The organism is Asaia sp. HumB (genome assembly GCF_030263835.1).
In the GTDB taxonomy this organism is placed as follows: Bacteria; Pseudomonadota; Alphaproteobacteria; order Acetobacterales; family Acetobacteraceae; genus Asaia; species Asaia bogorensis.
On sequence record NZ_JARPML010000002.1, the window covers coordinates 1,786,437 to 1,811,617 of the forward strand.

The 25,181-nt window shown below is 59.6% G+C and carries 27 protein-coding genes, 1 tRNA gene and 1 pseudogene; 13 read left to right on the forward strand and 16 right to left on the reverse strand.

Features of this window, described 5'->3' with window-relative positions; translation table 11 throughout:
- Nucleotides 1-242: 242 nt before the first annotated feature.
- From P5689_RS09190 to panB, 3 genes are all read right to left on the reverse strand, one after another.
- Entirely contained in the window at nt 243-971 is a 729-nt protein-coding gene (locus P5689_RS09190) for an SDR family oxidoreductase (RefSeq protein ID WP_023977913.1), read from the reverse strand.
- A gap of 110 nt (nt 972-1,081) precedes the next feature.
- Nucleotides 1,082-1,927, reverse strand: a complete 846-nt coding sequence (gene panC, locus P5689_RS09195) for a pantoate--beta-alanine ligase (RefSeq protein WP_285532915.1) — start codon at nt 1,925-1,927, stop codon at nt 1,082-1,084.
- Nucleotides 1,924-2,742 (reverse strand): 3-methyl-2-oxobutanoate hydroxymethyltransferase, encoded by an 819-nt coding sequence (gene panB / locus P5689_RS09200; protein ID WP_285532916.1) that lies wholly within the window; start codon nt 2,740-2,742, stop codon nt 1,924-1,926. The genes panC and panB overlap by 4 nt, the downstream gene beginning before the upstream one ends.
- A gap of 228 nt (nt 2,743-2,970) precedes the next feature.
- On the opposite strand from panB, the gene P5689_RS09205 reads away from it, so the two are divergent.
- The gene (locus P5689_RS09205; protein WP_285532917.1) at nt 2,971-4,068 is read left to right on the forward strand and encodes a branched-chain amino acid aminotransferase; all 1,098 of its coding nucleotides are present in this window, start codon (nt 2,971-2,973) and stop codon (nt 4,066-4,068) included.
- A 142-nt stretch (nt 4,069-4,210) separates the two neighbouring features.
- Here the strand turns inward: P5689_RS09205 and P5689_RS09210 are convergent, their stop codons facing one another.
- Nucleotides 4,211-4,522: a hypothetical protein gene (locus P5689_RS09210; RefSeq protein ID WP_285532918.1), complete on the reverse strand. Its 312-nt coding sequence runs from the start codon at nt 4,520-4,522 to the stop codon at nt 4,211-4,213.
- 119 nt (nt 4,523-4,641) lie between these two features.
- Between P5689_RS09210 and folP the strand changes: the two genes are divergently transcribed.
- The 4 genes from folP to P5689_RS09230 all read left to right on the forward strand — a co-directional run bounded on the left by folP (nt 4,642) and on the right by P5689_RS09230 (nt 8,311).
- Nucleotides 4,642-5,538: a dihydropteroate synthase gene (gene folP, locus P5689_RS09215; protein ID WP_081866711.1), complete on the forward strand. Its 897-nt coding sequence runs from the start codon at nt 4,642-4,644 to the stop codon at nt 5,536-5,538.
- Entirely contained in the window at nt 5,535-6,413 is an 879-nt protein-coding gene (folK, locus tag P5689_RS09220) for a 2-amino-4-hydroxy-6-hydroxymethyldihydropteridine diphosphokinase (RefSeq protein ID WP_023977919.1), read from the forward strand. The genes folP and folK overlap by 4 nt, the downstream gene beginning before the upstream one ends.
- Nucleotides 6,410-7,066, forward strand: a complete 657-nt coding sequence (gene folE, locus P5689_RS09225) for a GTP cyclohydrolase I FolE (protein WP_081866710.1) — start codon at nt 6,410-6,412, stop codon at nt 7,064-7,066. The genes folK and folE overlap by 4 nt, the downstream gene beginning before the upstream one ends.
- Before the next feature lie 66 nt (nt 7,067-7,132).
- Entirely contained in the window at nt 7,133-8,311 is a 1,179-nt protein-coding gene (locus P5689_RS09230; RefSeq protein WP_285532921.1) for an L-dopachrome tautomerase-related protein, read from the forward strand.
- Between the two features lie 73 nt (nt 8,312-8,384).
- On the opposite strand, the gene P5689_RS09235 is transcribed toward P5689_RS09230, so the two are convergent.
- The 3 genes and pseudogenes from P5689_RS09235 to P5689_RS09245 form a co-directional block, all read right to left on the reverse strand.
- On the reverse strand, nt 8,385-9,101 hold the full coding sequence (locus P5689_RS09235; RefSeq protein WP_285532922.1) for an MgtC/SapB family protein: 717 nt from the start codon (nt 9,099-9,101) through the stop codon (nt 8,385-8,387).
- A gap of 124 nt (nt 9,102-9,225) precedes the next feature.
- Nucleotides 9,226-9,657 carry an SDR family oxidoreductase gene (locus P5689_RS09240; protein ID WP_285532923.1) on the reverse strand — a complete coding sequence of 144 codons (432 nt, stop codon included), beginning with the start codon at nt 9,655-9,657 and terminating at the stop codon, nt 9,226-9,228.
- A gap of 70 nt (nt 9,658-9,727) precedes the next feature.
- A pseudogene (locus P5689_RS09245) lies at nt 9,728-10,006 on the reverse strand (SDR family NAD(P)-dependent oxidoreductase); the annotation flags it as partial.
- A gap of 98 nt (nt 10,007-10,104) precedes the next feature.
- Here P5689_RS09245 and P5689_RS09250 point away from each other — a divergent pair.
- Nucleotides 10,105-10,692 carry a DUF2867 domain-containing protein gene (locus tag P5689_RS09250; protein ID WP_285532924.1) on the forward strand — a complete coding sequence of 196 codons (588 nt, stop codon included), beginning with the start codon at nt 10,105-10,107 and terminating at the stop codon, nt 10,690-10,692.
- Nucleotides 10,693-10,989: 297 nt separating this feature from the next.
- Nucleotides 10,990-13,275 carry a Hint domain-containing protein gene (locus tag P5689_RS09255; protein ID WP_285532925.1) on the forward strand — a complete coding sequence of 762 codons (2,286 nt, stop codon included), beginning with the start codon at nt 10,990-10,992 and terminating at the stop codon, nt 13,273-13,275.
- A 22-nt stretch (nt 13,276-13,297) separates the two neighbouring features.
- Here P5689_RS09255 and P5689_RS09260 read toward each other — a convergent pair whose 3' ends face one another.
- Entirely contained in the window at nt 13,298-13,918 is a 621-nt protein-coding gene (locus P5689_RS09260; RefSeq protein WP_285532926.1) for a 3'-5' exonuclease, read from the reverse strand.
- A gap of 239 nt (nt 13,919-14,157) precedes the next feature.
- Between P5689_RS09260 and P5689_RS09265 the strand changes: the two genes are divergently transcribed.
- Nucleotides 14,158-14,316, forward strand: coding sequence for a hypothetical protein (locus P5689_RS09265; protein ID WP_171840639.1), 159 nt, complete (start codon nt 14,158-14,160; stop codon nt 14,314-14,316).
- Nucleotides 14,317-14,431: 115 nt separating this feature from the next.
- Here P5689_RS09265 and P5689_RS09270 read toward each other — a convergent pair whose 3' ends face one another.
- The 4 genes from P5689_RS09270 to P5689_RS09285 form a co-directional block, all read right to left on the reverse strand.
- Nucleotides 14,432-14,980: a 6-carboxytetrahydropterin synthase gene (locus P5689_RS09270; protein WP_285532928.1), complete on the reverse strand. Its 549-nt coding sequence runs from the start codon at nt 14,978-14,980 to the stop codon at nt 14,432-14,434.
- Nucleotides 14,967-15,668, reverse strand: a complete 702-nt coding sequence (gene queC / locus P5689_RS09275) for a 7-cyano-7-deazaguanine synthase QueC (RefSeq protein WP_285532929.1) — start codon at nt 15,666-15,668, stop codon at nt 14,967-14,969. Before queC ends, P5689_RS09270 begins: the two co-directional genes overlap by 14 nt.
- Nucleotides 15,668-16,309 carry a 7-carboxy-7-deazaguanine synthase gene (queE, locus tag P5689_RS09280; RefSeq protein ID WP_285532930.1) on the reverse strand — a complete coding sequence of 214 codons (642 nt, stop codon included), beginning with the start codon at nt 16,307-16,309 and terminating at the stop codon, nt 15,668-15,670. Before queE ends, queC begins: the two co-directional genes overlap by 1 nt.
- A 66-nt stretch (nt 16,310-16,375) precedes the next feature.
- Complete coding sequence (locus P5689_RS09285) at nt 16,376-17,380, reverse strand: retroviral-like aspartic protease family protein (RefSeq protein WP_285532931.1); 1,005 nt, start codon at nt 17,378-17,380, stop codon at nt 16,376-16,378.
- Between the two features lie 310 nt (nt 17,381-17,690).
- On the opposite strand from P5689_RS09285, the gene P5689_RS09290 reads away from it, so the two are divergent.
- A complete protein-coding gene (locus P5689_RS09290; protein ID WP_285532932.1) occupies nt 17,691-18,665 on the forward strand; it encodes a 3',5'-cyclic-nucleotide phosphodiesterase in 975 nt (324 codons plus the stop codon).
- Nucleotides 18,666-18,779: 114 nt separating this feature from the next.
- On the opposite strand, the gene P5689_RS09295 is transcribed toward P5689_RS09290, so the two are convergent.
- Nucleotides 18,780-18,926: a hypothetical protein gene (locus tag P5689_RS09295; RefSeq protein ID WP_285532933.1), complete on the reverse strand. Its 147-nt coding sequence runs from the start codon at nt 18,924-18,926 to the stop codon at nt 18,780-18,782.
- Nucleotides 18,927-19,099: 173 nt separating this feature from the next.
- Between P5689_RS09295 and P5689_RS09300 the strand changes: the two genes are divergently transcribed.
- Together P5689_RS09300 and P5689_RS09305 are read left to right on the forward strand one after the other, a co-directional pair.
- Nucleotides 19,100-19,951 (forward strand): ABC transporter permease, encoded by an 852-nt coding sequence (locus tag P5689_RS09300; protein ID WP_285532934.1) that lies wholly within the window; start codon nt 19,100-19,102, stop codon nt 19,949-19,951.
- A gap of 2 nt (nt 19,952-19,953) precedes the next feature.
- Nucleotides 19,954-20,718, forward strand: coding sequence for an ABC transporter ATP-binding protein (locus tag P5689_RS09305; protein ID WP_023977935.1), 765 nt, complete (start codon nt 19,954-19,956; stop codon nt 20,716-20,718).
- A 125-nt stretch (nt 20,719-20,843) separates the two neighbouring features.
- On the opposite strand, the gene P5689_RS09310 is transcribed toward P5689_RS09305, so the two are convergent.
- From P5689_RS09310 to P5689_RS09320, 3 genes are all read right to left on the reverse strand, one after another.
- A tRNA-Asp gene (locus P5689_RS09310) sits at nt 20,844-20,920 on the reverse strand.
- A gap of 165 nt (nt 20,921-21,085) precedes the next feature.
- Nucleotides 21,086-22,294, reverse strand: coding sequence for a phosphatidylinositol-specific phospholipase C1-like protein (locus tag P5689_RS09315; RefSeq protein WP_031240200.1), 1,209 nt, complete (start codon nt 22,292-22,294; stop codon nt 21,086-21,088).
- Nucleotides 22,295-22,416: 122 nt separating this feature from the next.
- A complete protein-coding gene (locus tag P5689_RS09320; protein ID WP_235075411.1) occupies nt 22,417-23,676 on the reverse strand; it encodes a phosphatidylinositol-specific phospholipase C1-like protein in 1,260 nt (419 codons plus the stop codon).
- A 418-nt stretch (nt 23,677-24,094) separates the two neighbouring features.
- Here P5689_RS09320 and P5689_RS09325 point away from each other — a divergent pair, with 418 nt between their 5' ends.
- Both P5689_RS09325 and P5689_RS09330 read left to right on the forward strand, forming a co-directional pair.
- Nucleotides 24,095-24,715 (forward strand): class I SAM-dependent methyltransferase, encoded by a 621-nt coding sequence (locus tag P5689_RS09325; RefSeq protein WP_285532936.1) that lies wholly within the window; start codon nt 24,095-24,097, stop codon nt 24,713-24,715.
- Entirely contained in the window at nt 24,712-25,158 is a 447-nt protein-coding gene (locus tag P5689_RS09330) for a lysozyme inhibitor LprI family protein (protein ID WP_285532937.1), read from the forward strand. Before P5689_RS09325 ends, P5689_RS09330 begins: the two co-directional genes overlap by 4 nt.
- Nucleotides 25,159-25,181 lie beyond the last annotated feature (23 nt).

Genomic DNA, 25,181 nt, shown 5'->3' on the forward strand with positions numbered 1-25,181 from the left:
AATCGCAATATGCAGATAAGGCTGGAACCGGGCCTTCGAACGTACGAAGGCGATATAAGACGCAGCCGGGCATGCCATCGGACGATCTTCGGGGGGTATGCGGCGATGATCCGTCAAACGTGGTCCATCCACCGGCCCCGTCAAAAAACAAAACCCCGCTTTTGGGGCGGGGTCATGTTCTTGTCCAACAGGGTGTCGCAGGCGCTCAGGCTCAGCGAGCCCGGACGCCTTTGATCTTTGGATCAGACGTCAAAGCCGTTCGGCAGCAGGACCAGGTCACGAACGACCGTGCCCTTGCGGCGCGTCAGCATGAAGATTAGTGCTTCGGCCACATCGGAAGGCTGCATCATGCCGCCGCCTTCGAGAGCAGCCTTGCGGCGCTCGGGGTCCCAGTCATTGATCAGCGGCGTGACAACCGGGCCGGGCTGAATCGCGCCGACGCGAACGCCATGCGGTGCCAGCTGGCGACGGCAGGTATGGGTGAAAGCCTGCACGGCATATTTGGAGCCGGTATAGATCGGCTCAGCCACAATCGGCACCACGCCTGCCACCGAGCTGGTGATGATGATATCGCCGCTGCCCTGCTTGATCATGGGCACCATGGCAACGCGCGCCGAGTGGAATGCCGCGTTGATGTTGAGGTTCAGCATACGGTCCCATACATCCGGGTCGCCTTCCCAGGCATTGCCACCGACATAGGAGCCAGCATTGGCAAACATGATGTCCAGACGGCCCTGCTCGGCGAGCACGGTATCGACAGCCTGCTGGATGCTGGCATGACGGAAGAGGTCGACCTCGACGCCGTGCAGCTTTTCACCGAGCTCTTCGCGGGCCTTTTCCATGGCCGCCTTGTCGCGGTCGAGGACATAGACGATAGCGCCAGCCTTGATGAGATGACGAACGCATTCCAGACCGATGCCGGAAGCACCACCCGTAACGGCGGCGACCTTGTCCTGTAGTGGAAGCGACATGCTTGCATACCTTCTTGTGCATCGGTGCCTTCCGGCAGGAGGGCACCGGAGGCCCGACATTCGGGTCGCGCCTCAATATGCGGGTATGATGGCACGGCCCCGCCGCAGAACTAAATAACGATATTGTCAATAAGGCGCACAGAATCGAGAGCAGCGGCTACCAGTAATCGGAGCGATCCCCGGTCATATTTTGTTGCGAATACATCGCTGATGGAAGTCAGGCTCTCGGCCTCGCAGCAGGCGAGATAATCAACCGGCTGAAAACCGGATCGGGCAAGCCTCGCTCTGGCCTGAGCCAGCGCCTCGGTGACAGGGGTGCCTGCTCGCAGTTGCGCGGCAGTTTCCTGCAACGTGGCATGCAGTTCGGGTGCGATGGCACGCGCTTGCGGGGAGAGCCGACGGTTGCGCGAGGACATCGCCAGACCATCGGCCTCACGCAGGGTTGGGCACGCCACAATGTCGATCGGTATATTCAGATCCTGAACGAAGCGGCGGATGATCTGAAGCTGCTGCCAGTCCTTTTCACCGAAAAAAGCGATATCTGCCTGCGTAATGCCGAAGAGCTTGGTCACCACGGTTGCCATGCCATCGAAATGGCCTGGCCTGTGGGCGCCCTCCAGCGTTTCCGTCATGGTCATGACCTGCACACGGCTGTTGAACCCCGCCGGATACATGGTGTCGACCGAGGGGATGAAAATCGCATCCGCATCGCCCAGAAGGGCGATATCGGCCTCTTCCGTGCGGGGATAGGTCGCGAGATCCGTTGGATTGTTGAACTGCGTCGGGTTGACGAAAATCGAGACGATCACCCGCGCGGCTTGCTTGCGCGCCTGTTTGACGAGGCTCAGATGCCCTTCATGCAAGGCGCCCATAGTAGGAACGAGCCCTGTCGTTTCTCCAGCCTCTTTCCAGCGCCGGACGGTCTGGCGCAGTGTCGCGATATCGCGAATGATCATGAGCGCTCTCCAAAGCTGTGCTCGGGTCCTGGAAAGGCGCGCGCTCGAACGTCCTGCGCATAGGCGGCAAGAGCCTGTTCGGCCTGCTCGGCAAGATGGGCATAACGCTTGACGAATTTCGGTCTGAAATCGGCAAAAAGCCCAAGCATGTCGTCGATGACAAGGATCTGGCCGTCACATTCAGGCCCGGCGCCAATACCGATCGTCGGGATCGTCAGAGCCTGCGTGATGGATTCACCGAGCATGCGGGGCAGTTTTTCGAGCACGACGGCAAAAGCGCCCGCCTCCTGCACAGCCTGGGCATCGTCCATGACGCGCTGTGCATCCTCATCGCGGCCCTGAACCTTGTAGCCGCCCAGAGCATGCACAGCCTGCGGGGTAAGTCCCACATGGCCCATGACCGGAATGCCGCGTGCCACCAGAAAGGCAATTGTCTCCTTCATATGCACGCCGCCTTCGAGCTTGACCGCGCTCGCGCCGGTCTGGGCCAGCAGGCGCGACGCGTTGCGAAAGGCCTGGGCCGGGCTTTCCTCATAGGAGCCGAAGGGCATGTCCACCACGCACAGGGCACGTGTGATGCCGCGCATGACGGCCTGCCCGTGCAGGATCATCATTTCCATGGTGACACCCAGCGTGGAGGGCAGGCCATGCAGGACCATACCAACGCTGTCGCCTACCAGAACGATATCGCAGGCAGCATCGGCAAGGCGGGCCACCGGTGTCGTATAGGCGGTAAGGCACACAAGGGGTGCGCCACCTTTTTGCGCTTTCACGGCCTGGGGGGTGAGGGTCCGGATGGGGGTCGATGCGCTCATGATACGCCCTTCTGCTCATCAGCCTCTGTCACAGGCCTGTCTATGGTCCGTTTGCCTGATCCGCTTAGTAGATTTCCGCCAGCATGGCCCTGCACCTTGCCAGGTGGCAGGAAAGGCTCACGAAAGCGTCAGACAAGGGGCTGTTCTTCTCTCTCCCTATCAAAGGGTGTCAAGATGCAGCGAACGGGATAAAGTGCGCTGACTGTTGACACGAAAATGGATCAGACCATGGTTTCCGAGAGCGCAGCCCTGCATTTCACCATCGAGCCCACCAGCAATCCGACTCCTGCGGATCACCGTGCGGATCTTATTGCCAATCCCGCTTTCGGACGTGTCTTCACCGACCATATGGCCATTGTGAAATACACCGAGGGCCGCGGCTGGCACGATGCGCGCATCACCGCGCGCAAGCCGCTCACCCTCGATCCGGCGGCTTCGGTCCTGCATTATGCGCAGGAAATTTTCGAGGGCATGAAGGCCTACCGTACCGAAGGGGGTGGTATTGCGACGTTCCGTCCCGAGGAGAATGCCAGGCGCTTCAGGGCTTCGGCAGAGCGTATGGCCATGGCCGACCTGCCGCAGGAAATCTTCATGCAGGCCGTCGATGAGCTCGTGAAGATCGATCATGACTGGGTGCCGACCGGTGAGGGCAAGAGCCTTTATCTGCGGCCTTTCATGATCGCGACGGAAGTGTTCCTAGGCGTCAAGCCCGCGTCCGAATATCTGTTCATCGTCATTGCCTGTCCTGTGGGCGCCTATTTCGGCTCGGGCTGCGTGTCCGTATGGGTGTCGGACGACTATACGCGCGCTGCCCCGGGTGGCACGGGGGCTGCCAAATGCGGTGGCAATTACGCAGCAAGCCTTGTGGCCCAGCGCGATTCCAAAACTCATGGCTGCGATCAGGTGCTGTTCCTCGATAGCCGCGAGCAGCGTTTCGTCGAGGAGATGGGGGGCATGAATGTCATGTTCCTGCGTGATGACAACACACTGGTCACGCCTCCACTGACAGGCACCATCCTGCCCGGTATTACGCGCGATGCCATCCTGCAGCTTGCAAAGGATCGCGGTCTGAAAATCGAGCAGACCCCGCTTGAGATCGACGAGATTTTCGCCGGTGCCGCTTCTGGCCGCTACAAGGAGGCCTTTGCCTGCGGAACGGCCGCCGTCATCAGCCCGATTGGCGCCCTGCGTCGCACGGGTGGCGAGGCTGTTTTCGGCGACGGCAAGACGCCGGGTGAGGTCTCGCTGGCGATCAAGAAAGCCTTGACCGACATCCAGGCCGGTAAGACCAATGATGCGCATGGCTGGATCCACGCCATCACTTGAAACTAGTTCCCAGTGTTGCAAAGGATCCTGTCATGGTAGGGCTCTGTCATGACAGGGCCCACCAATGGCGCATCTCATGTGGTCAGGGCCGGTCGGGGTGATACCCGACCGGCCCTGTCTCGTTCTGACCTGCGTTACGTGATCAGTAGTTCTCGTCCATGGCCTCCGGGGGCGGTGCATGACGCTCGGGTTCGATGGTGCGGCTCATGGCAGCCACTTCCTCGTCCTTCGAGGCGGGCTGTGGGCTGAAGCCGGGGTGCTCGCTGCGTCGTTCAAGCAGGACGCTCTCGAGCGCTGATGGATCGGCGGCTTCTGCCTGGCGGAAAAGCTGCTCCGCTTTTTCCTGTTCGCCTTCCTCCTCGGCGCGCAGGGCGGCCTCTGCAAGGGCGCGGGCGCTGTAATGCTTGTTGTCTTCCCCATCGAATACGGGGGTGTCGAACTGGTCGTTGGCCATGATGCGTCTCCTTCTTGCAGGATAGAACAGCGGGCGAAGGGGCCGGTTCGTTTTTCTGGACCTGTCCGCTCCCATACTCTAAGAGCGTGGTTCCCTCAGTCCCGGCATGAATGGATGTTATGGAAGCGGTCGGCTCCGCGGTTCACAAGGCCCAGTGGCAGGACAGGCGCGATGCGCTCAAAGCCGCGATATGGGGTGCGCATGAGGCGCATGAACCGCTGATCATGGGTATCGTCAATGCGACGCCTGACTCGTTCTCCGATGGCGGGTTGCATGACGCCCCGGACCTGGCCGTCGACCATGCGCGCCAGCTGATTGCCGAAGGGGCGGCCCTGATCGATATCGGGGGTGAATCCACGCGGCCCGGTGCGGCTTTTGTCCCCGCATCTGAAGAGATTATGCGCACACGCCCTGTCATGCTGGCGCTGCGCGACCAAACCTGTTTCCTGTCCATCGACACTTACAAGGCCAGTGTGGCGCGTGAAGCAGTGCGTGCCGGGGCGGTCATGATCAACGACGTATGGGGCATGCAGCGCGACCCCGCCATGGCGTCGGTGATGGCCGAAACCGGGGCAGTGGCCGTGCTGATGCATAATCGCGAGACCATCGACCCTGGACTGGACCTGCGTGACGAATTCCGGCGCTGTTTCGATGCGATCCTGACGCAGGCGCTGCGTGCCGGCATCAGGCGCGAGCATATCGTGCTCGACCCCGGTGTCGGGTTTGGCAAGACTGACCCGCAAAATCTTGAGAGTATCCGGCTGATCGGTTTCCTGCGTGAGACATATGGCGTGCCGGTGCTGCTGGGCCTGTCGCGCAAATCGCTGTTCGGTCGCCTGCTTGGCCGCGACGTGAATGAACGTCTGGCGGGTACTCTGGCCGCTAATCTTGGCGGTCTGGCACAGGGCGCGGCCATTCTGCGTGTTCATGATGTAGCGCCCCATATTGATGCTGTGCGTATCGCGACAATGCTGGGCTGCTTTTCCCCGCAGGCAGAGAGGTCCCCCGTGTCATGACCCAGTCGGTCATTCGCCTTGACGGCATACAGGTCTTTGCCCGGCACGGCGTATTGCCGGAGGAAACGCGGCTCGGGCAGAAATTCCTGATCGATCTGGTTGTCACCGCTGATACGGCCCGGGCGACGGCCAACGACGATTATCGTCACGCAGTCTGTTATGCGGCGCTTTGCGATCATGTGGTGGCGCTTGCCGCCGGTGAGCCGGTACAGCTGATCGAGACACTGGCCGACCGCATCGCGCAGGACCTGCTGGCGCATTTCCCCACCATTGCGCGCCTGACCGTGCGGGTCAGCAAGCCCGGTGCACCCATCGCCCATCCGTTCGGCATGGTGAGCGTCGAGACAACCAGAGAGCGAACCCTGCCGGTCGGATTTTCGCTTGGGTGCAATATGGGGGATCGGCAGAGTGCGCTTGCGCTTGCGGTCACATGGCTTGGTCTCACGCCGGGTCTGGAAATCACCGCTGTGTCAGGTCTTTATCGTACGGCGCCGTGGGGTGGGGTTGAGCAGCCCGATTTCTATAATCTCTGCGTCACGGGGCGGACCGGTCTCGATGCCATGGCGCTTCTGCGCGTCTGCAAGGACATCGAGACCCGTCTCGGGCGGGTGCCTTCGGTGCGCTGGGGGCAGCGCGCGATGGATGTCGATCTGCTTTATCTGGGGACGCAGGAAATCAGCAATCCCGTTCTGACCCTGCCGCATCCCGGTATCGCCCAGCGGGCTTTTGTGCTCGTTCCCCTTGCAGAAATCGCATCGGAACAGAAAATCAGTGGACTTTCGGTTTCGGACATGTTGGACAGGCTCCCCCGCGAGGCTGAAGACGTTGTCCCCTGCGCGGAAGACCCGTCTTGCATTGCCGAGGACCAGAAATGACCAAACCGACTGCCGATCTCGTGGCGCTGGATGCCGCCCGCCACAAGGGGCAGGGTGGCGAGCGCCCCATCGCACCGATTGCGAAACCCGAGGATGCCGAGACACGCATCGCCGGTGCGGTGCGCGAAATTCTTGAGGCTCTCGGTGAGGATCCTGACCGGGAAGGGCTGTTCGAGACGCCGGGTCGTGTGGCGCGCATGTATCTGGACGTGCTGGGTGGCCTGCATGAGGACCCGCGTGATCATCTGCACAAGCAGTTTCTGGCGGACCAGCATGAAGGGGCGGTTATCGTGCGCGATATCGGCTTTCATTCGATGTGCGAGCACCATCTCCTGCCGTTCTTTGGCAAGGCTCATGTGGCCTATCTGCCTGAGGGCGGACGCCTGACCGGGCTGAGCAAGATTGCGCGTACGGTCAATGTTCTGGCCCGTCGCCCGCAGTTGCAGGAGCGCCTGACAGACCAGATTGCTGCGTCCATCATCGAGGTTCTCGAACCCAAGGCTGTCATGGTTCTGGTCGAGGCCGAGCACATGTGCATGGCCATGCGCGGCATACGCAATGTCGGCAGTCGTACGGTTACGACAGTTGTGCGTGGCACCTGGCAGCGTGATGCGGCGTTACGTGCCGAGATCATGTCCTTGCTCAAGGGCTAAACGTCATGCTGCTGTGGTTTGACGCGAGAGCCCTGATCGCCTTGATGACGGACAGGAAGAGGGAATATGAAAACACGTCTGACCCTATGTACCCTTGCGCTGTCTCTCGCAGCCACGCTCGTTTCGCCGCCCTCGTACGGGGCTGACGACGCCTCCATGCCGGATATGACCGGCATGGGCGATGCGCCTGCCGACAGTATCGACGCCGGCTACAAGCCCAGCGGCAATGTGACGGTTATTGGCCGGTTTCAGGATGCCCAGCCCTCCGGCATCGCCATCCTGTCCGACCATCGCATGGTGCTGGGCTTTCCCCGCAGCCTGCACGATCATGATGGCCCCCGTCTTGCCCTTTACAGCCATGGCCAGCTCACCCCTTTCCCCGACGCTGAGAGCCAGGGACGTTTTGTGTCGCCGCTGGGTATGACTGTCGATGCCAGCGGACAGCTTTGGGTATTGGATGAGGGTATTCTGGCAGAGAAGGGTACTGTGCCGGGGGCTGCGCGTCTGTTTCATATCGACCCGGTGGAGGGCCGGATTGTGGAAGAGATCGCGCTCACTGCGCCGGCATTGCGCTCTGACAGTCATCCCAACGATGTTCGCATCGATCTGACGCATGGCGATCGAGGGACGGCGTTCATTACCGATTCTTCCCTGACTGTGCATCCTGCGCTGATCGTGGTCGACATCGCCACCGGCCATCAGCGTCGCCTTCTGGCTGATACAGAGCCGGTCATGCCCCGTCATGGCTTCATGGCCGTGCTCGATGGCAAGGCCTCGCGCTACAACCCGGACAAGCCGACAATGGCCCAGGCAGGTGCCAACGGGATCGGGCTGAGTGCCGATCAGCAGACGCTTTTCTGGCAGCCTCTGACCAGCCGGGAACTCTATTCAGCCCCGACAGCCGTTCTGGCAGACCCACGAGCGACCGAAACCGAAATCGAGTTCAGCGTGAAGGATGAGGGCGAGGCAGGCATGGGTGATGGCATGGCCACCGCTCCCGATGGACGCCTTTTCCTGACCGATATCGAGCGTCACGGTATCCTGCAAAGGGCGCCGGATGGCACGATTTCTGTTGTTGCCCATGACCCGAGACTGATCGCCCCTGATGGTCTGGCCTATCAGGGCAACGCACTCTATGCGACGATCGGCCAGTGGTCGCGTCAGCCTGCTTTCCATAATGGGGTAAACCAGGAGCAGCGCCCCTGGCTCGTGGTCAAAATCACTCTGCCATCACCGGCACCCTGAAAACGTTATGGGCTGGACCGCTTACAGCCGTGTGAATTTGCTTGTTCTGGCGTTTTTATCTTTTCGTGGTCGCTCAGTTATCGGTGTTGAGCGACCACGACGCGGCTGTGACACGGCTGTCAGTCATCAGACTGGCGACAAGCTGTTCCAGCGCGGCGGGGCCGTTTGACGACACCATGAGGGCAATGGCGATGGCAGTCTGGTCGTCTTTCTCATCGCTGAGCGCCAGCTTGCCGATCGTATAATCGGCCTCTTCCAGACGTTCCTTGATCAGGGCCGTCATCGTCTGGATGTCGAGCGCACAGGTGACGATGCGCAGGGCGTAACCCGTCTCCATGGTCTTGGCCTGCAAGGGAATACGATCAATCGCTCTCACGATCGGTCTCAGGAGGGTATTGCCTGCGATGATAAAGAAGGTGAGCAGGAACCCTTCTGCCAGCATATCGCTGCCCACGCACGCCCCTACAGCTGCCGAACACCAGAGCGTGGCGGCCGTGTTCATGCCGCGTACATTTGCCCCTTCCTTGATGATCGCACCAGCCCCCAGAAAGCCGATGCCTGACACGACATAGGCAATAACCCGCAGGGATTCGACATCGCCGGCAATACGCTGCGCCAGATCGACGAAAGCCGCGCCCCCAAGCGCCACCAGCGCATTGGTGCGCACACCGGCTGTTCGCTGTCGGTATTGCCGCTCGGCACCGATCAGGGTGCCGAACACGAAGGCGCTGAGCAGGCTGATGCTCGAATCAGTGAAGGAATGAAGGTCGAACGTTTCGATAAAGCGCATCGGGCGCTCCAGTCTTGATCATGGGCTGGTCCGGCCTGTCTAGAACATGGCGCAAGGCAAGGGAAACATCAGTGAGCGTGCTTGGTAAAACGGGCCGATATCTGATCTGGACGTTCTGAGGCTCTCAGCCTGGCTGGGCGGCAGAACCTGCAAGCAGACCGCCATCAATCGAGAATTCCGACCCCGTTATGTAGCCTGATTCATCGGAAGCCAGCATGACACAGAGTGAGGCCACCTCATCGACTGTTCCGAAGCGCTTGAGTGGCGTATCGGCAACCAGCGCTGCCATACGCGTTTCGCGGTCAGGGCCCTCTCCCAGCATGGCATCCCATATCGGGGTCAGAATGGCAGCCGGGTGTACGGAGTTGCAGCGTATCGCCCAGCCTTTCTGCGCGGCATAGAGCGCGACCGTCTTGCTGTGGTTGCGTATGGCGGCCTTGGATGAGGCATAGGCCGCTGCGGCGGGTATCCCGACGAGCCCGGAGCGCGATGAAATGTTGATGATGGAGCCCGTGCCCCTGCCGCCCATCTGGCGCAGGGCGTAGCGACACCCCATAAAGGTACCATCTCAGATTGGTGGCATGGACGGCGTGCCAGTCGGCAAGGGTGGCATGTTCGGGGTCATGCACGACCATGCCCTGCTCGAAACCGGTAATTCCCGCATTATTCACAACGATATTGGGTTCGGGACAAAGGGTTTCGAGCGCAAGCCAGTCAGCCTCGCGCCGCACATCAAGCGGTATGAAACGACATGACAGCGCCTCGGCAGATTGCTCGCCGTTTTCGCGGTCGATATCGGTCATGATCACCGTGCAGCCTTCGTCACGAAAATGCCGGGCGATGGCCAGCCCGATGCCGCGGGCCGCCCCGGTGACAACGGCGGTTTTGTTTTCGAGACGGCGCATGGTTTTCTCCTGCCCTCCGGATCTATGTTCCGGTTGTTTCCCGGCTGGATCATACAGGCTCCCATCAGAACGGGCGTACACAAACAGGGGTGGGTTGGATGACAGGGCTGCGAACGCACCGGTCGCGCGGGGATACGGAGAATTTCATCCTGGGACATGCGGATTTTCGGGAAGAGCATGCGCGTGTCATCAAAGCTGATGCAAAATCCTGTCTGGATGCAGCCGAGGCCTTTGAGATCGATCAGGACTGGCTGATCAGGCTTTGCCTCGCCCTGCGCGATCTGCCCGGCAGGGTGCTCAAGGGACGAGAGGCTCATCGCTTCAGCAAGAAGAGCCTCGTCTTTCTCGGTCGGGAAGGGGACAGGTTCCTGCGTTATGGGCTCAGCGGGCAATTCTGGCGTGCGGATTACGGCCTCTCCAGAAGTGGAATGCTCACGCCAGAGGCATGGCAGGCGGCGTGTGGCGAGACCCGCCTCCTGCTGGAGTTTGAGGCTCGCCCTGACGGACCAGACCGGACATATCTCGTAACCCGTACTCTCGTTTCCTGTCCGGAAGATGCAGAGCGCCGGAAAATGGCGCTCTACTGGGCTCTCATACGTCCTGTCAGTGGCTTGATCAGGCACCGTATCCTGCGTGCAATTGCGTCCCAGGTCAGCAGGATGAAGGACAGCAAACATTCTTATTGATCACGATGGAATACGACGCGGTCGCTCGACCGGAATGTTCTGGACGAGATCTCAAATAAAAAATCATTACGATCGGTTATCATGGCCATGTGGAAATGGCTGAGCCCCATGCAGACTGCCTGAAATAGTTCATATACAGAACAAACAGGCAGGAATGTCGCATGCACCATGCGAAATCGCTTGTCATGCAGCGACATGATCCTCTATCACGGCGCCGTTACCGTTAAATATCAGGATATTCTCCCATAATTTGGTGAGTATTAATTAATATCCATTAATTATCGTTAAGGAGCAGCCTTGCCTATTCGCCGTACAACAAGTGGCGCCACGATCACCAGCGGGGCGACCAATTACGTCACTGGCGGCCAGGTGACGTCAGGCGATCTTGTTTACGGCCTCAACGGCGGCACCGATCATCCAGCGGTCGATCTCGCCTCGGGTGGTATCATATCAGGGGCAACGGCTCTTTCCGGTGGCGTGGTTGCTGCTGCCGCCAATGGCACGACTTACGGTGGTACGGCTTATGAGAGCGGGTCGTTTGCGGCGCTCAACCAGGGCGTGGTCATCAGCGCCACCATTACCTCACGCGCTGGTCTCGCTGTTGGTAACTTATCCGGCTACAACGGCGCACAAGCCAGTGCCATTGCGCCTCATGTGCTCAATGGCGGTCAGGCGATTGTTGGCGGCGGGTTCACCATCAAGGGCCAGACCTTTGCCGGATCCGGGGTTGTTTCCGGCGGGACTTTCGAGGTGGGCTCGACCGAGCAGCTTGCCAGCGGCGGGACGGATATCGGCGGTATCTTTGGCGGCACACAGGTTGTCTCGTCGGGTGCTCTGGCAGTCCGGGGTATTTTCAGTGCGGGCGTACAGCTGGTGCAGGGTGGCCTGGCGTCGAGCTCGGTTGTCTCCGCCGGTGGAACGATTGTCGCAGGAAGCGGGGGCACGATCAGTGGCCTGACGATCGGGAGTGGCGGCACCGGGCTGACGCTGTCGGGTGGTCTTGTCGTCAATCAGCTTGTCGCTGCACGCGGTCTGGCCGTCGTGTCATCTGGCGGCGTAGTCAGTGGTGCCACAATCGCGTCCGGTGGGTCGGAAACCGTTCTTTCCGGCGGGGTGGTCAGCGGCGCGACCATTCTCTCGGGTGGAACCCAGAGCGTGTCATCAGGGGCTACGGTCCAGAAGGCCGTCATCTCCGCCGGTGGCTCCATGATCGTGGCATCCGGGGCGACCATCGCTGGCTTGGTGGTGGCCGGCGCGACGTCCAGCACGGGGGCCGCGGGATTGCTGACAGTCTCACCCGGTGCTGTTCTCACCAATCTGAGCGTCGGGTGGCGCGGACGTATCGATATCGAGGGGCTGGCGTACAAACCGGGCGGCAAGATCACAGTCAGCAACGGTATCCTGACAGTCACCCATTCAGACGGCACGAGCTGGTCCACGGCGCTCACTGGCTCGTACAAGGCGGGTGATTTCCATCTGGAAGCCGATAGCGATGGCAGCACCGAACTCGTCTATGACAAGTGCTTCCTGGCTGGCACCATGATCCGCACGCCTGAGGGCGAGCGGGCGGTTGAGACATTGCGCGTTGGTGATCTGGTCTCGGTGAATGGTGCTGGCGGGTCCAATATCCGTCGGATCGAGTGGGTAGGCTCGACTGAAATCGTGGTTGACCCGGCGCGTTCTGATGATGTGGCGGGATACCCTGTCCGCTTTCGGGTAGGGGCTCTGGGCGGTGGCGTTCCAGATCGTGATCTCTTCATTACGCCCGAGCACTGCGTCTATATCGAGGGGGCTCTGGTACCGGCGCGCATGCTGGTCAATGGTCACAGCATTGCCTATGACCGTACGCGGACCCGCTTCAAGATCTATCATTTTCGTACCGAGACCCATGCGATTGTCTGGTCGAACAATATGCCGACCGAGACCCTTCTTGATCATGGGGAGATCATGGGTCTGAAGCCCCATGAGGCGCCAATATCCGCGAGTTCGGCAGGGATACCTGTCGCGCGGGGGGACGTCACAGGCAGCCCCCTTCCGCTGCTTCCGGCTATTGCAGAACGCAAGAGAGTTGCGCCCTTGCGTGTCGAGCGCAGCTTTGTCGAGCCCCTGCACCGTTCACTGGCCGATCGAGCAGGCCTGTTGTCGCCCGAAGCCCCGCGGGAAGGAAGTGCGTCGGGTCATGAAGATGCCGAGCTGCATCTTGTGAGTGCCGATGGACAGATCATCAAGCCGGTCAGGCGAATCGAGGATATGGTGATCTTCCAGATCCCGTCCGAACTGGAGGAAGTCCGCATACGCTCACGTGCAGCTCGTCCCGATATGGCCGAGGGGCCGTTTGTGGATGACAGGCGCCATCTCGGCGTGCTGGTGGGCGATGTCCATTTCTGGGATAGCTGCGGCATGACCCGGATCGACACCCATCTGAGCGATGCTGCCCTCGAGGGCTGGAACGGGCTCGAAGCGGCCCCGATGCGCTGGACCGGAGGCAATGCACGGCTACCTCTGGGGATGCGCCGGGCTGGGGCGCCGGGTGTGCTGGGCCTGACCATCAAGGCAACAGCACGATACGGCGCGGCTGCCTGATGTGCTGGATCACGATGGGGCGTCAGGTAAAAAGCTGCTCCTGACGCTGCATATCGCGCCCGGCACGCAAGGCCGCGCCACGGCGGATATGGCGTGTCTGTGTGAGCCGCAGCAGCGCCTCGGGGTCGGCCAGGGCAAGCTGTCGTTGCAGGATATGGGCGGTGACATAGGCATCGGGTCCTGCCCGGTGGGCGGGTGAGGCACTTGCGCGGTCCAGATCGAGCTTGAGCCAGTAGCGCAGGATCTGGTTTGTATGTCGTGGGGCGTCGGGCCAGAGTTTCTGACCGATACGCAGCGTACAGAGCCAGGGCAGACCTTCCGTAATCGTGTCGGTCAGAAAATGCCGCTCGAAAGCGATATGATGGGCACAAAGCATGTCCGGCACGGGATCGCGCCGCACCAGCGCACTCAGGGTTTCTGGCGTGGCCGTGGGCAGTTCATCGGAAAAATCCTCGTCCATCAAATGGTGAACGGCCTGTGTCTCCGGTGTCAGCGGCGCTTTCGGTTTGAAGAGTTGCGTGTGGACAGACTCGATCAGCCATGTATCGCCCTGCAGGACAAGATCGACCGAGCCGAACTCGATGACCTCAGAGGCGGTGGGGTGAGCCCCGGATGTTTCAAGATCAATAACGCGCAGTCTCATGGCTCTGTTTAGACCTGTTTTTCTGATGGAGCGCGAGTCCTGAACGCCTGGTTTCTTGATCTGCCTCCCGTGACGTCAAGAAATTAAATCCTTCGATCCATCGATGATTCAGAACCGCTCAGGGCATCGGGCGTTAGCGAGGTACGGGAACAAATCGATGGGCTCATGCCCCATTCTTTCATGGCAATGCCAGATTGGCGCCACGTTCCCTTGTTGTCGTTCCAGTGAAGGAGATGGTCATGAGCAAGACGGTAACCCTGCCTCAGACTGAACTGCCCGCTAGCAGCGAGCCTGCCAAGCTGGGCGTAACATCACCACGTGACATCAAATCTGATGACCATGGCGCTTTTCGTGTCCATGTGCAGCTGCTCGGTCATGAGTGGTCACAGACGCATTGATAGCTGGTGCCTGACCCGACTGTAACCGGTGAGCCTCTGAACGACTAGGAGCGCGTTGTGTTGCCCAGCTTCGCTTGGAGCAGATATAGGCGGGCCTGACGGGACTGCCGTCCCGTCAGCTCTGCGTCAAAAGATCGGAAATCGTATCGTCCGCACGGTTCCACCAACAGGACTCCGGGGGAGCTTCTGTCACCGGCAGATAGAATTCAGGGCCGCCAGTCAGGCAGACCGTGTTGGTCGGTGTTTCCTCGAGTGACAGGCTGGTGCAGCATAGCACGTCACCATCAGCACGCAGGAAGGCTTGAAGCTTTGCATAGAGCAATGCGGCCATCATCTCCGTGGTGGGATCCCCCGGTGTCACGACCAGCCTGTCTGCCCGGGCGGGCTCATTGGTGAGAAACCAGCTCAGCAATGGATCTGATGAAGAAATCTGAAAGGCATGGTCGAGGCGTGTATCGATAAAATCGTGCCATCGCCGTTTCGCGTCAGCAAACGGGATAACCATGTTCTGCGCGCCGTCCAGCCGTGCAGGTTCCCGAGCCTGCAACGTGACGGTCACGAATTCATTATGGCCATGGGGGATGGCACAACGCTCCGAGCTACCGGCGATCAGCCGGTGGCCCATGCTGAATCGCCGTGTGAAGCTTAGTTCAAGCGCTGACATAACTGGTCCATCCCTTGGCACGAAGCTCACAGGCAGGGCAGGTGCCGCAGCCATAGCCCCAGTCATGCAGATGGGCGCGGTCGCCCATATAGCAGCTATGGCTCTCACGATTAATAAGCGCCACCAGCCCGTCACCTCCGATACGCTCGGCCAGACGCCAGGTTTCCGCCTTGTCGAGCCACATCAGGGGCGTATGCAGCACAAAGCGTGTTTCCATGCCCAGATTGAGCGCGACTTGCAGGGCCTTGATGGTGTCATCGCGGCAATCAGGATAACCGGAGTAATCAGTCTCGCACACGCCTGTCACGATGTGTCGTGCGTTGCGCCGGACGCCAAGCGTCGCGGCAAAACTCAGGAAGAGCAGATTGCGCCCCGGAACGAAGGTCGAGGGCAGGCCGTTCTCGTTCATCTCGATCGCCGCTTCGCGCGTCAGGGCCGTTTCCGAAATCTGCCCCAGCACCGAGAGATCGAGCGTATGGTCCGGTCCAAGACGCTCACGCCATTGCGGGTTCTGGCGTGTCATGGCATCGCGCAAGGTATCGCGGCATTCCAGCTCGATCGCATGACGCTGGCCATAGGCGAAACCGAGAGTCTCGACATGGGCAAAGCGGTCGAGTGCCCAGGCAAGACAGGTTGCCGAATCCTGCCCACCTGAAAAAAGGACGATGGCCGTGTCATCAGAGAGCATCAGGGGATCCCGATCAGCTTGTGGGTTTGCAGGGACAGGCGCCAGCGTGGGTGCTTCAGGCAGTAGGCGACGGCCTTGGCGGTATTGGCGATACGATCCGGCCCGTCCATGGGCTGCAGCCAGAAATGCTCGAAATCCCAGCCTTCAAACAGCTCGGGGGGCAGGCTTTCCTGCGGAAATACCAGTTTGAGTTCCTGGCCGGTCTGTTGTGTGACAGTGCTGGATGGCTTGGGACTCACACAGATCCAGTCGATCCCCTGCGGGGCGTTGATCGTGCCATTGCTCTCGATTGCGATTTCAAAATCTGCCGCTTTGACAGCAGCGATCAGCGCGGGATCGATCTGCAAGAGCGGTTCGCCGCCTGTGAACACGACATAGCGTCCTGCCTGATTGCCCGCCTCGCTTTGCCAGCATCGCACAAGCGCCTCAGCCAGAGCGTCGGCTGTTGCGAAACGCCCGCCGCCTTCGCCATCCGTTCCGATGAAATCGGTATCACAGAACTGACAGGCCGCCTTGTGACGATCTTCCTCGCGACCCGACCAAAGATTACATCCGGTAAAGCGACAGAACACGGAGGCGCGCCCTGTATGAGCCCCTTCTCCCTGCAGTGTCGCAAACATTTCCTTCACAGCGTATGGCATGCTCCGCATGTCGGCGAGGCGGGCTGTATATGCAAGTGAAAAAACAACGAATAAGGGGCGGCCGGGTTATTTCGTCACCGGTGTAACGCCAGCGACCGGGGTGATGGGAATGGGCGGCGCATCCTTCATTTCCGAGACGTGCTGCACATACATCACATCCTTCGTGGTCAGCCAGATGCGGGTCTGATGCAGGAATCGCGCACCGAACAGGGCATGGTCGATATTATCTGCATCATCAATGGTCACCCACGCATTACTGATACGGAAATCTGCCATATCGAGATGGTCGAATTGCTGGTGATAGCTTGTAACCGTGTCCTCTCCAACGGCCATGCTGTCCGTGCTTGACGGGTCTTTCTTGAGGTCGCGACGGGTGATGCCGAGTTTCTCATGGGCCAGTGAATAAGGCAGCAGAACGTGGGATGAGCCTGTGTCGAAAATTGCCGGGATCGGTTTGCTGCCATCGATGGTGAATGTCAGGCGAACCTTGTTATCGTCCCAGTCCCGTTCAATCGGTATCTTGTGGACCGTTCCCTGCCAGTAGGGGGTGATATAGGGGCACCGGCGCATGTCGAGCATGTACATCGCGTGATGCGGCATATCGATCACCAGGTCGGACGCCATCAGCAGCTCTGCGCCGAGCAGTCCGACAATGGGGGGCAACCCTTTGGGCGTTCGGGGCGCCATCGACTCTGTGAGGACAAACGCATGGTCGGTCGTGGCACCGGAGCCCAGATCGAGCCTGTCGATGCGAACAACGGCGCTGCTTTCGATGCCATGCACGCCTCTTATCTGGGCTGTCGCGCCTGTGTAGTTCAGGCTGAGCATGCTGGCATTTTTCTTGAAGATGGTGGAGTTGAAAGCGCCGGTATCGACCATGAACAATACGGGCTTGCCATCAATCCTGGCCTCGACAACCGGGATCGATGCCAGACTGCGCAGCCTCAGGCGCCCCAGTGTCCGGATCTCGCAATGACCGGGCTGAAGCGGTGGCTGGTCATCGCACCCTGCCAGTACAAGAAGGCCCATTATCAGGGGCAGGCAGCGCAAGAATGAGTTTCTGCGGGACATCTGTATACTCTTAACCGGGGCTGTTCCTCCAAGTGTTACATGTGTTGCGAATGCTTGCCAGTCATGACGCGTCTTATGACTGCCGATCAGACGGTGTCACTGACTCACTGCGGGTCAGGACCCGGTCGTTTCCACGCTGGTCTGCACAGCGTGCGAATCCCGCCGGGCGGGTGCAGGCAACAGGTATTGCTGACAAATATCTTTCATCATTCGGGGAGAAGCTGGCATGGGGTTCAGTCTTCATGATGCCGGAGGCCCGATGATTTCTTACCGATTGCCCGCATGTCTGTTGCCTGCGCTCCCTTCAAGCATGATCAGGCTATTGCTGCTTGCCCTGATGGTGCCCATTGCCACTGTTCAGGCGCATGAGTTTGACGTAACTGTCCTGGGTGCGGCCGGCGGCCTCGAGGATGGTAATCTGAGCGCCTATCTGGTCCGGGAAGCGGGAACGTCGTCCGGTGTGCTTCTGGATGCAGGCACAGTGCTCAACGGCATCGAAAAAGCCGATGCCGCCCATGCCTTCGATGGCATCGATCTGGGCGCGGACCCATCAGCCTCACGCAGTGGGGTGATCCTGCATCGTGTGATCAAGGGCTATCTGCTGAGCCATGCCCATCTCGATCACGTGGCAGGTCTGGTGGCCATCTCGCCTGAGGATCCGGGCAAGCCTGTCTATGCCCTTCCGTCGGTTCTGTCGGTACTTCAGGATGACCTGTTCAATCACCGTGTCTGGCCCAATCTGGGTGACAGGGGAGTGAAACCGGCGTTCGGGCTGCTTCACTATCATGACCTCACGCCGGGTCAGACAATGCCGCTCTCAGGAACGCCATTGAGTGTTACGGCTTATCCGCTCAGTCATGGCGGGGTAGAATCCACCGCATTTCTTCTCCATTCAGGTCAGGATGCCCTGCTTTATCTCGGGGATACCGGCCCGGATGCCATCGAACCGGGTGGCCATCTGGCGGCGCTCTGGCACGAGGTGGCGCCACTGATAAGAACTGGCCATTTACGCGGGATCATCATCGAATGTTCGTATGACAACCGACGGACAGACAAGCAGCTTTTCGGCCATCTGACGCCTCGATGGCTGCTGTCAGAACTCGCGGCACTTCAGGCCCTTGCAGGCGTGTCCATGACGGGTTTCCCCGTTCTGGTCTCGCACATCAAGCCCCTGCTTGACGCCGGACCGACGGCGCAGACGCGTATCCGCAACGATCTGGATCGGGACAACCGGTTGGGCTTTCATTTTACTCTGGCCAGACAGGGAATGACGCTGCGTTTCTGAAGCTATGGGAGGGCCTTTTATTAACAGCGAAAGCGTATGAGGAGGGTGGTCTGGGCAGCTCCCCCTGTCTCGAAAGCGCGAGCGAGGCAAAGGCCTGACAGGTCGACGCCTGATCTAGTCGTCCTGCTCTTCGAACAGGCCTGACCGGTTGATACGTCGTACCAGGAAGGCAGCCAGCAGCGGGCCGATCGCGTATGTCGCGAAGACAAAACCGATCATGAAGTAATCGCCACCATCCATGCCTGTTTGCTTGTCCCGCACAATGAACGGCAATCATAGCCGACTCTACCGTCGTGAATCCATCTCGAGACCTCGTCTGCCGCCGCAGGACACCGGATTTTGTCCGGAAAGGAATACATCGCGCGCCCCCGCTCTTGGAGGAAGGCGGCGGAGCAGGTAGAGCTTTCCTCCTGATCCAGCGAAGAGCAAGAAGCATGAACACAATCAAGGCAGAGTCAGGTCGAAAAGAGCCTATCCTCGATCTGTTCCCCCTGACCGCCGCCGGACGTTTCAGGGCAGCCCTGTCCGATTTGAGGGCAGGGCTACGCCTGTTGCCCCTTGCGATGATGCTCGGTTGGCTCGATATCAAGATGCGATATCGTGGTTCGATGCTGGGGCCGTTCTGGTTGACCATCACCACTGCCGTCATGGTGGCAGCGCTCGGCTTTCTCTATGCCGAACTCTTCAACATGGTTATCAAGGATTATCTGCCCTTTCTCGCGCTGTCGCTGGTGTTGTGGGGGTATATCTCGACACTGATCGGAGAAAGCACGACAGTATTTTCTCAGGAAAGTCGCATGATCCAGGCGGCACGTATGCCGTTCAGCGTCTTTGCCCTGCAGGCCATCACGCGCAATATCCTTGTTCTGTTGCATAATGCGGTGGTCGTGCTGGTCGTGTTTCTCATCTTCCATGTAACACCACTCCATATCTGGCTGGTTCTGCCAGCACTGGCACTCTGGCTGGTGGACAGCTTCGCACTGATGCTGTGTCTGGGTCTGTTGGGGGCGCGCTTTCGCGATATCCCCCCCATTGTGCAATCCCTGCTTCAGGTGTTCTTTTTTATCACCCCCATCATCTGGCGCCCCGAACTGGTCGGGACGCTCCAGCATTGGATATTGCTCGACCCGTTCTATTCGCTGATCGCCATCATGCGCACGCCGCTGCTGGGAGAACCAACCCCTCTTGCCCTGTGGGAGGTCGCCCTGGCGCATAGCGCTGTTCTGATCGGTTTTGCGGTTCTCGTCTTCACGCGCTTTCGCGCACGCATCGCGTACTGGGTTTGAACATGACCAGAGTTCTTGTGGATGACCTATCGCTCAGTTTTCCGGTCTATCATGCGGACAGTCGAACCCTGAAACGCTCCATGGCCCGAGCTGTGGCCAACCGGTCGGTCCATCGCGCGGGAAGTGCCCTCATCGAGGATGCCCGTCATCGCGTTACAGTAGACGTGCTCAGGGACGTTACCTTTGGCTTGCAGAGCGGTGAGCGGCTCGGTTTGATCGGTGGCAATGGTGCTGGCAAGACGACCCTGCTGCGGGCGCTGGCCGGTATTTATGAGCCTGTTGCAGGCCGGGTGCGCATCCGCGGTACGATTGGTACGCTTCTTGATACCCAGCTCGGCATGAACATGGAGCTGACAGGCCTGGAGAACGTGCGACTGCGCTGCCTCTCTCATGGCATGAGCGGCGCGGGGACGAAATCCGTGCTCGAGAATGTCGCCGAATTTGCCGAACTGGGCGACTTCATCGCCCTGCCGGTCAAGACCTACAGCAGCGGTATGCTGGTGCGTCTGGCTTTTGGGCTGGCGACAGCCATCACGCCCGACGTGCTGCTGATGGATGAATGGTTCATGGCGGGTGACATCACCTTCATGGAAAAGGCGAAAAAGCGGTTGGAAGCGCTCGTACAGGATGCGGATGTGCTCATCATGTCATCGCATCAGCCCGAAATTATGCGGAAATGGTGCACGCGTTTGATCTGGCTTGAGGAAGGGCGTATCCGCCTCGATGGTCCGTCCAGCGCGGTGCTGGATGCCTATCTCGCGACATGAGACAAGGTCGCGTGGTGCCCGGGGCTGAGGCAGGGCGCCTCGGCCCGGCATGATCGGTCGATCAATGGGTGATACGCGCACGATGGCAGCGTAATGCACCATTTTCTCATATTTTCATGGGAAAGTGGCGCGAGTGACGGGGCTCGAACCCGCGACCTCCGGCGTGACAGGCCGGCGCTCTAACCAACTGAGCTACACCCGCATGGAGCGTTTCCGCTCCGGCGACCGCGTCGGAGGAGGCTTGTAGCGACCTCGTCTTCGGTGAAGGGGGAACTACCAGCCCTCATTGTGTTTGGCAACAGGGGGAAAGAAAGAATTTTGCATTTTCTTCCCCTTACCCCTGTTTTCCTGTGTTCCGGGGCGGCGCTCAGAGTTTGGGCGCGGTGGGTTCCAGCGCCGAATCGCGGCAGGAAGCAGGGGCATTGACCGGGTTGCAACGCATCATGGCCCCACCCGGAAATGACACGCTGTAATCGTGCCAGCGGGCAGGGGCATAAAGCGGATAATCCGTGCTGATCAGCTGTGCGCCATCCTTGAATGCGGTCTGACGACGGGCAATATCGTTGTGACGCGCCTCCAGCGTATCGCCATCGGCACGTGTTCTAATGAGATAACCCTGTCGGACCAGATCGGGCACGATCTTTGCCGCTCTGGCATTATCTACCGCCTCGAACTCACCGATCTTCTTGCCTACAAAACCTTCGTTGATTTCAGTAAAGGCACATGTCGGCTCGCCGGGCCGGCCATTGGGAAAGATCAGCCGTCCCTTGAGCGCCGGGTGCCCTACCAGATAGCGCGCAGTGTCATGAGGGCGCTCGAACACGAAGACAATCTTGCCCCGGGCTTTGGCGAGGCTGGGCCAGCCTTTGCTGCGTATGGCCGTGTTCAGATCCGGGGCGTCACCACGCACATCATCCGGCGCCAGAATACGGTTGCGTCCGAAAACTTCCAGCAGTTCGGCGTCAAGACGGTCATAGGTGGCCGGAGTGAAAATTTCAGGCTGCGTGAAGGGGACTTTTCCCGGTGGCGCGGATTGCTTCGTCTCCAGATCGACGAAAATCGGCAAATGCCCCGGATGGGCGTCTGACCAGGTGTGGATGATGCCAAGGCAGGCCTTGAGCGGCTGGCAGGTCGAACGCTGGTCGATATCGACGATATGCATGACCTTGAAGTCATTGCCTTGCATGATGGCTGGATCGACAGGATCGGCCTCCGGGGTGAGGCCTGCCTTGCGCAGCCAGTCGGGACCCTTGGGATGGGCATAACGCCCGCCCTTCATGTCGGCATAAAGGTCGAGCTCGATTTGCCTGATACCGTGATCGAACTGCACGGAAAGCGGCGCGTGCTGATAGTCGAGCGTGATTGCGGCGTCAGGAGCGACTTTTGAAAGCCACTGCATGGTGACGGGCGACATGGCGGCACGGTAGGAATTATGGGTGCCAATCACCTGAATTTCGTTGAGGTGAACTGCCTCGTCGGGCGATGCCGGCACGGCGCCTGGCGCATTCTGCGCATGACCGGACGATGAGAGTACCGTGAGCGCGGAGGCGGCGAGAAAAAGAGATAAGCGTTTCATGAACATGTCTCGGATCGTTTGGTCTGGACATGAAGAAATGGAGCAAGAGGCGGAAATATCGGCATGACATTCCCGCCGTCATCAAAGATTAACAGACCAGCATGATGCCGACGTCGGGTGCCTTATGGCTCAAGAGCCGAAGAGCGGCAGGAGGCTGGCGCATTGACCGGATTGCATCGGGCCACCAGCCCATGCCCGAACCCGACCGAGTAGTTGTGCCAGGGTGCTGGCTCGAAGGTTGGATAATCGGTGCTGATCAACTGTGCGCCGGATGAAAAAGCCACGTCACGACGCTCAAGCGCATTCTGACGCGCCTCGATCGTGTTGGCATCGGCCCGGGTGCGCACGAGATAGCCCTGTTTCACGAGGGCAGGGATGGTCGTTGCCGCAGCCTTGTTGTCCACCGCATCGCTGCCATTGCCCTTGGCCCCGATGAATCCCTCATTCACCTCGGTAAAGCCGCAATCCGGATTGCCGGGATGCGCATTGGTGAACACGATACGATTGCGCAGGGCCGGGTGATCCTTGACGTAGCGTGCCGTGTCATGCGGGCGATCAAACAGGAACACGATCTTGCCCCGTGCCTGTGACAGCGCAGGCCAGCCATGCTTTCTGACCCCTTCATCGAGTGTCGGGGCATCGCCACGCACGTCATCGGGGGTGATGATGCGATTGCGACCGAAAACAGCCACAAGCTCGGCGTCTAGCCGGTCGTAAGTGGCTGGCGTGAAAACTTCAGGAGGCGTGAAGGGCAGCTTGCCTCCGCCAAAAGGGATATCCTGCTTGGTTTCCAGATCGATGAAGACCGGTACATGGTTGGGGTGGGCGTCAGACCATGCCTTGATCTGTTCAAGACAGGCGCGGAAAGGCTGGCAGCTCGATCTCTGATCGATATCGACAATATGCATCACCTTGAAATCCGTGCCCTGCATGGCCTGTGCCGGGGTCGGATCGGCATCGGGGGTCAGCCCTGCCTTTCGCTCCCATTCGGCACCTTTGGGATGGGCATAACGGCCGCCTTGCGTATCGGCATAGATGTCGATCTCGAGTTGGCGGACACCGTGATCGAGCTGGGCTGTCAGGGTGTCGTGATGATAATCGAGTGCAACCGCGGCCTGCGGGGAGAGGCTGGTCAGCCATTGCAGTGTCACCGGCGAGATATCGCGCCGATATGAATTATGGGTGCCGATCACCTGGATCTGGTTGACATGCACGGCGTCGTCCACGGCGTGTGAGATTGCGCGTGTTTCCAACGGGGCATGATCCCGGGCCCATGATGCTGGGGCAAAGGCAAACCCCACGGCAAGCCCCGAGACAAGCCCTGAGACAAGCATCGTGTGGCTGATTGTTGGAAATGAATGAGGCAGGTGGCGAAAGCGCATCGACAGATCCTGAAAAGGCAGGGAATGACGCGGCGCATCAAAGAGCATTGCAGAAGGAGCGACTACTCAAAACGGGGAAGTCATCAAGAATTCATCGAACAGAATTCAATTCGACATATAGTGTTGATCTCGGGTTGATGCGTGATTGGTTGATGATGCAGCTCTAGCAGGCAGTGAACTGTACTGCCGCGGACCGACACGCACGGGAAAGACCTGCAAAGGCCCACACGCAGGCAAGGCTGTTCAGAACGCATCACGCATTCCTTGACGGTTGATCGGGCACGAGCTGGGGTCGTCATCGCGTTGGATGGGACAGTCTTTGTGCGGTCTGTATATGCCCATCCGGGCTGGAGGCCGGTATTTTATCGAGCCGCTCGGCAGGATAGAGAACCGGGGGCGGTATGAAGGGCAAGAGAACATGGAGCGTCGTCAGGATTACTGGGACAGGGTCTATACGGATAAACCCTCGACAGGCTGTAGCTGGTACGAGCCCTGTCCAACCCTGTCGCTTGACCTGATTATGGAAGCGGCCCCCGGGAAGGGGCCGGTAATCGATATCGGGGGCGGGGCCTCATTCCTGCCGGACAGGCTTCTTGATGCCGGATTTGCCGAGGTCACGAGCCTTGATCTTTCTGCTGTTGCCCTGTCTGGTGTTGCCAGACGGCTCGCGCCTTTCGGCACACGGCATCATGTGATTGTCGCCGATGTCACGGCATGGTCGCCAGACAGGCACTACATGGTCTGGCACGACCGCGCGGCGCTGCATTTCCTGACAGAAGCCGCCGATCAGGCACGCTACGTTGCCGCCTTGCGATCAGCTCTCCTGCCCGGTGGCATTGCTGTCATAGGAGGTTTTTCCCCGGATGGGCCCCTCCGTTGTTCCGGCCTGCCTGTCATGCGTCATGACAGCGCATCGTTGTGTGCTTTGCTGGGGAATGATTTTACCCTGCTCCGAACGGTCGATCACTTACATGAAACGCCGAACGGCACGATTCAGGCGTTTCAGTTCAGTGTTTTCTCAAGAAAGCATGAACGATGAAGAAGATCGTACGCCAGTTCGCCATCGCTGTGCTTTGCGGCATTTCGCCTTGCGCCCATGCCCAGAGGATGAACGAGGACGAGCCGCTCATGGCAGCCTGTAGGAGCCAGGATGGGCAAATGGGACAGGCTGGAACCTATGACTGTTTTGAAAAGGTCCGACGACAGGAGGACGCTGCGCTCAACAGGGATTATCAACGAATTATTACCCTTTTTCAGCGTAGTGATCAGCCGCGATTAAATGATCGTGACGCGCTGAGGCAGGCTGAGCGCGCGTGGCTGGTCTACCGGGACCAGCTTTGCCATGCCGAATATGGGCTCTATGACGGTGGAACAGCGGGCCCCCTCGAGCATGTCGCCTGTCTGGCCGCACTGACACGCCGGCATCACGAGGATCTGTTGGCGGGCTATGGCTGGCTTTTGACCAAGTTTGAAGTGCCGTGATCTGACGAATGGCCCTGATCGCG

Coding starts and splice junctions, on each gene's coding strand:
- P5689_RS09190 (WP_023977913.1), bottom strand. CDS start 971: ATGTCGCTTCCACTACAGGACAAGGTCGCCGCCGTTACGGGTGGTGCT.
- panC (WP_285532915.1), bottom strand. CDS start 1,927: ATGATCATTCGCGATATCGCGACACTGCGCCAGACCGTCCGGCGCTGG.
- panB (WP_285532916.1), bottom strand. CDS start 2,742: ATGAGCGCATCGACCCCCATCCGGACCCTCACCCCCCAGGCCGTGAAA.
- P5689_RS09205 (WP_285532917.1), top strand. CDS start 2,971: ATGGTTTCCGAGAGCGCAGCCCTGCATTTCACCATCGAGCCCACCAGC.
- P5689_RS09210 (WP_285532918.1), bottom strand. CDS start 4,522: ATGGCCAACGACCAGTTCGACACCCCCGTATTCGATGGGGAAGACAAC.
- folP (WP_081866711.1), top strand. CDS start 4,642: ATGGAAGCGGTCGGCTCCGCGGTTCACAAGGCCCAGTGGCAGGACAGG.
- folK (WP_023977919.1), top strand. CDS start 5,535: ATGACCCAGTCGGTCATTCGCCTTGACGGCATACAGGTCTTTGCCCGG.
- folE (WP_081866710.1), top strand. CDS start 6,410: ATGACCAAACCGACTGCCGATCTCGTGGCGCTGGATGCCGCCCGCCAC.
- P5689_RS09230 (WP_285532921.1), top strand. CDS start 7,133: ATGAAAACACGTCTGACCCTATGTACCCTTGCGCTGTCTCTCGCAGCC.
- P5689_RS09235 (WP_285532922.1), bottom strand. CDS start 9,101: ATGCGCTTTATCGAAACGTTCGACCTTCATTCCTTCACTGATTCGAGC.
- P5689_RS09240 (WP_285532923.1), bottom strand. CDS start 9,657: ATGGGGTGTCGCTACGCCCTGCGCCAGATGGGCGGCAGGGGCACGGGC.
- P5689_RS09250 (WP_285532924.1), top strand. CDS start 10,105: ATGACAGGGCTGCGAACGCACCGGTCGCGCGGGGATACGGAGAATTTC.
- P5689_RS09260 (WP_285532926.1), bottom strand. CDS start 13,918: ATGAGACTGCGCGTTATTGATCTTGAAACATCCGGGGCTCACCCCACC.
- P5689_RS09265 (WP_171840639.1), top strand. CDS start 14,158: ATGAGCAAGACGGTAACCCTGCCTCAGACTGAACTGCCCGCTAGCAGC.
- P5689_RS09270 (WP_285532928.1), bottom strand. CDS start 14,980: ATGTCAGCGCTTGAACTAAGCTTCACACGGCGATTCAGCATGGGCCAC.
- queC (WP_285532929.1), bottom strand. CDS start 15,668: ATGCTCTCTGATGACACGGCCATCGTCCTTTTTTCAGGTGGGCAGGAT.
- queE (WP_285532930.1), bottom strand. CDS start 16,309: ATGCCATACGCTGTGAAGGAAATGTTTGCGACACTGCAGGGAGAAGGG.
- P5689_RS09285 (WP_285532931.1), bottom strand. CDS start 17,380: ATGTCCCGCAGAAACTCATTCTTGCGCTGCCTGCCCCTGATAATGGGC.
- P5689_RS09290 (WP_285532932.1), top strand. CDS start 17,691: ATGATCAGGCTATTGCTGCTTGCCCTGATGGTGCCCATTGCCACTGTT.
- P5689_RS09300 (WP_285532934.1), top strand. CDS start 19,100: ATGAACACAATCAAGGCAGAGTCAGGTCGAAAAGAGCCTATCCTCGAT.
- P5689_RS09305 (WP_023977935.1), top strand. CDS start 19,954: ATGACCAGAGTTCTTGTGGATGACCTATCGCTCAGTTTTCCGGTCTAT.
- P5689_RS09315 (WP_031240200.1), bottom strand. CDS start 22,294: ATGAAACGCTTATCTCTTTTTCTCGCCGCCTCCGCGCTCACGGTACTC.
- P5689_RS09320 (WP_235075411.1), bottom strand. CDS start 23,676: ATGCGCTTTCGCCACCTGCCTCATTCATTTCCAACAATCAGCCACACG.
- P5689_RS09325 (WP_285532936.1), top strand. CDS start 24,095: ATGGAGCGTCGTCAGGATTACTGGGACAGGGTCTATACGGATAAACCC.
- P5689_RS09330 (WP_285532937.1), top strand. CDS start 24,712: ATGAAGAAGATCGTACGCCAGTTCGCCATCGCTGTGCTTTGCGGCATT.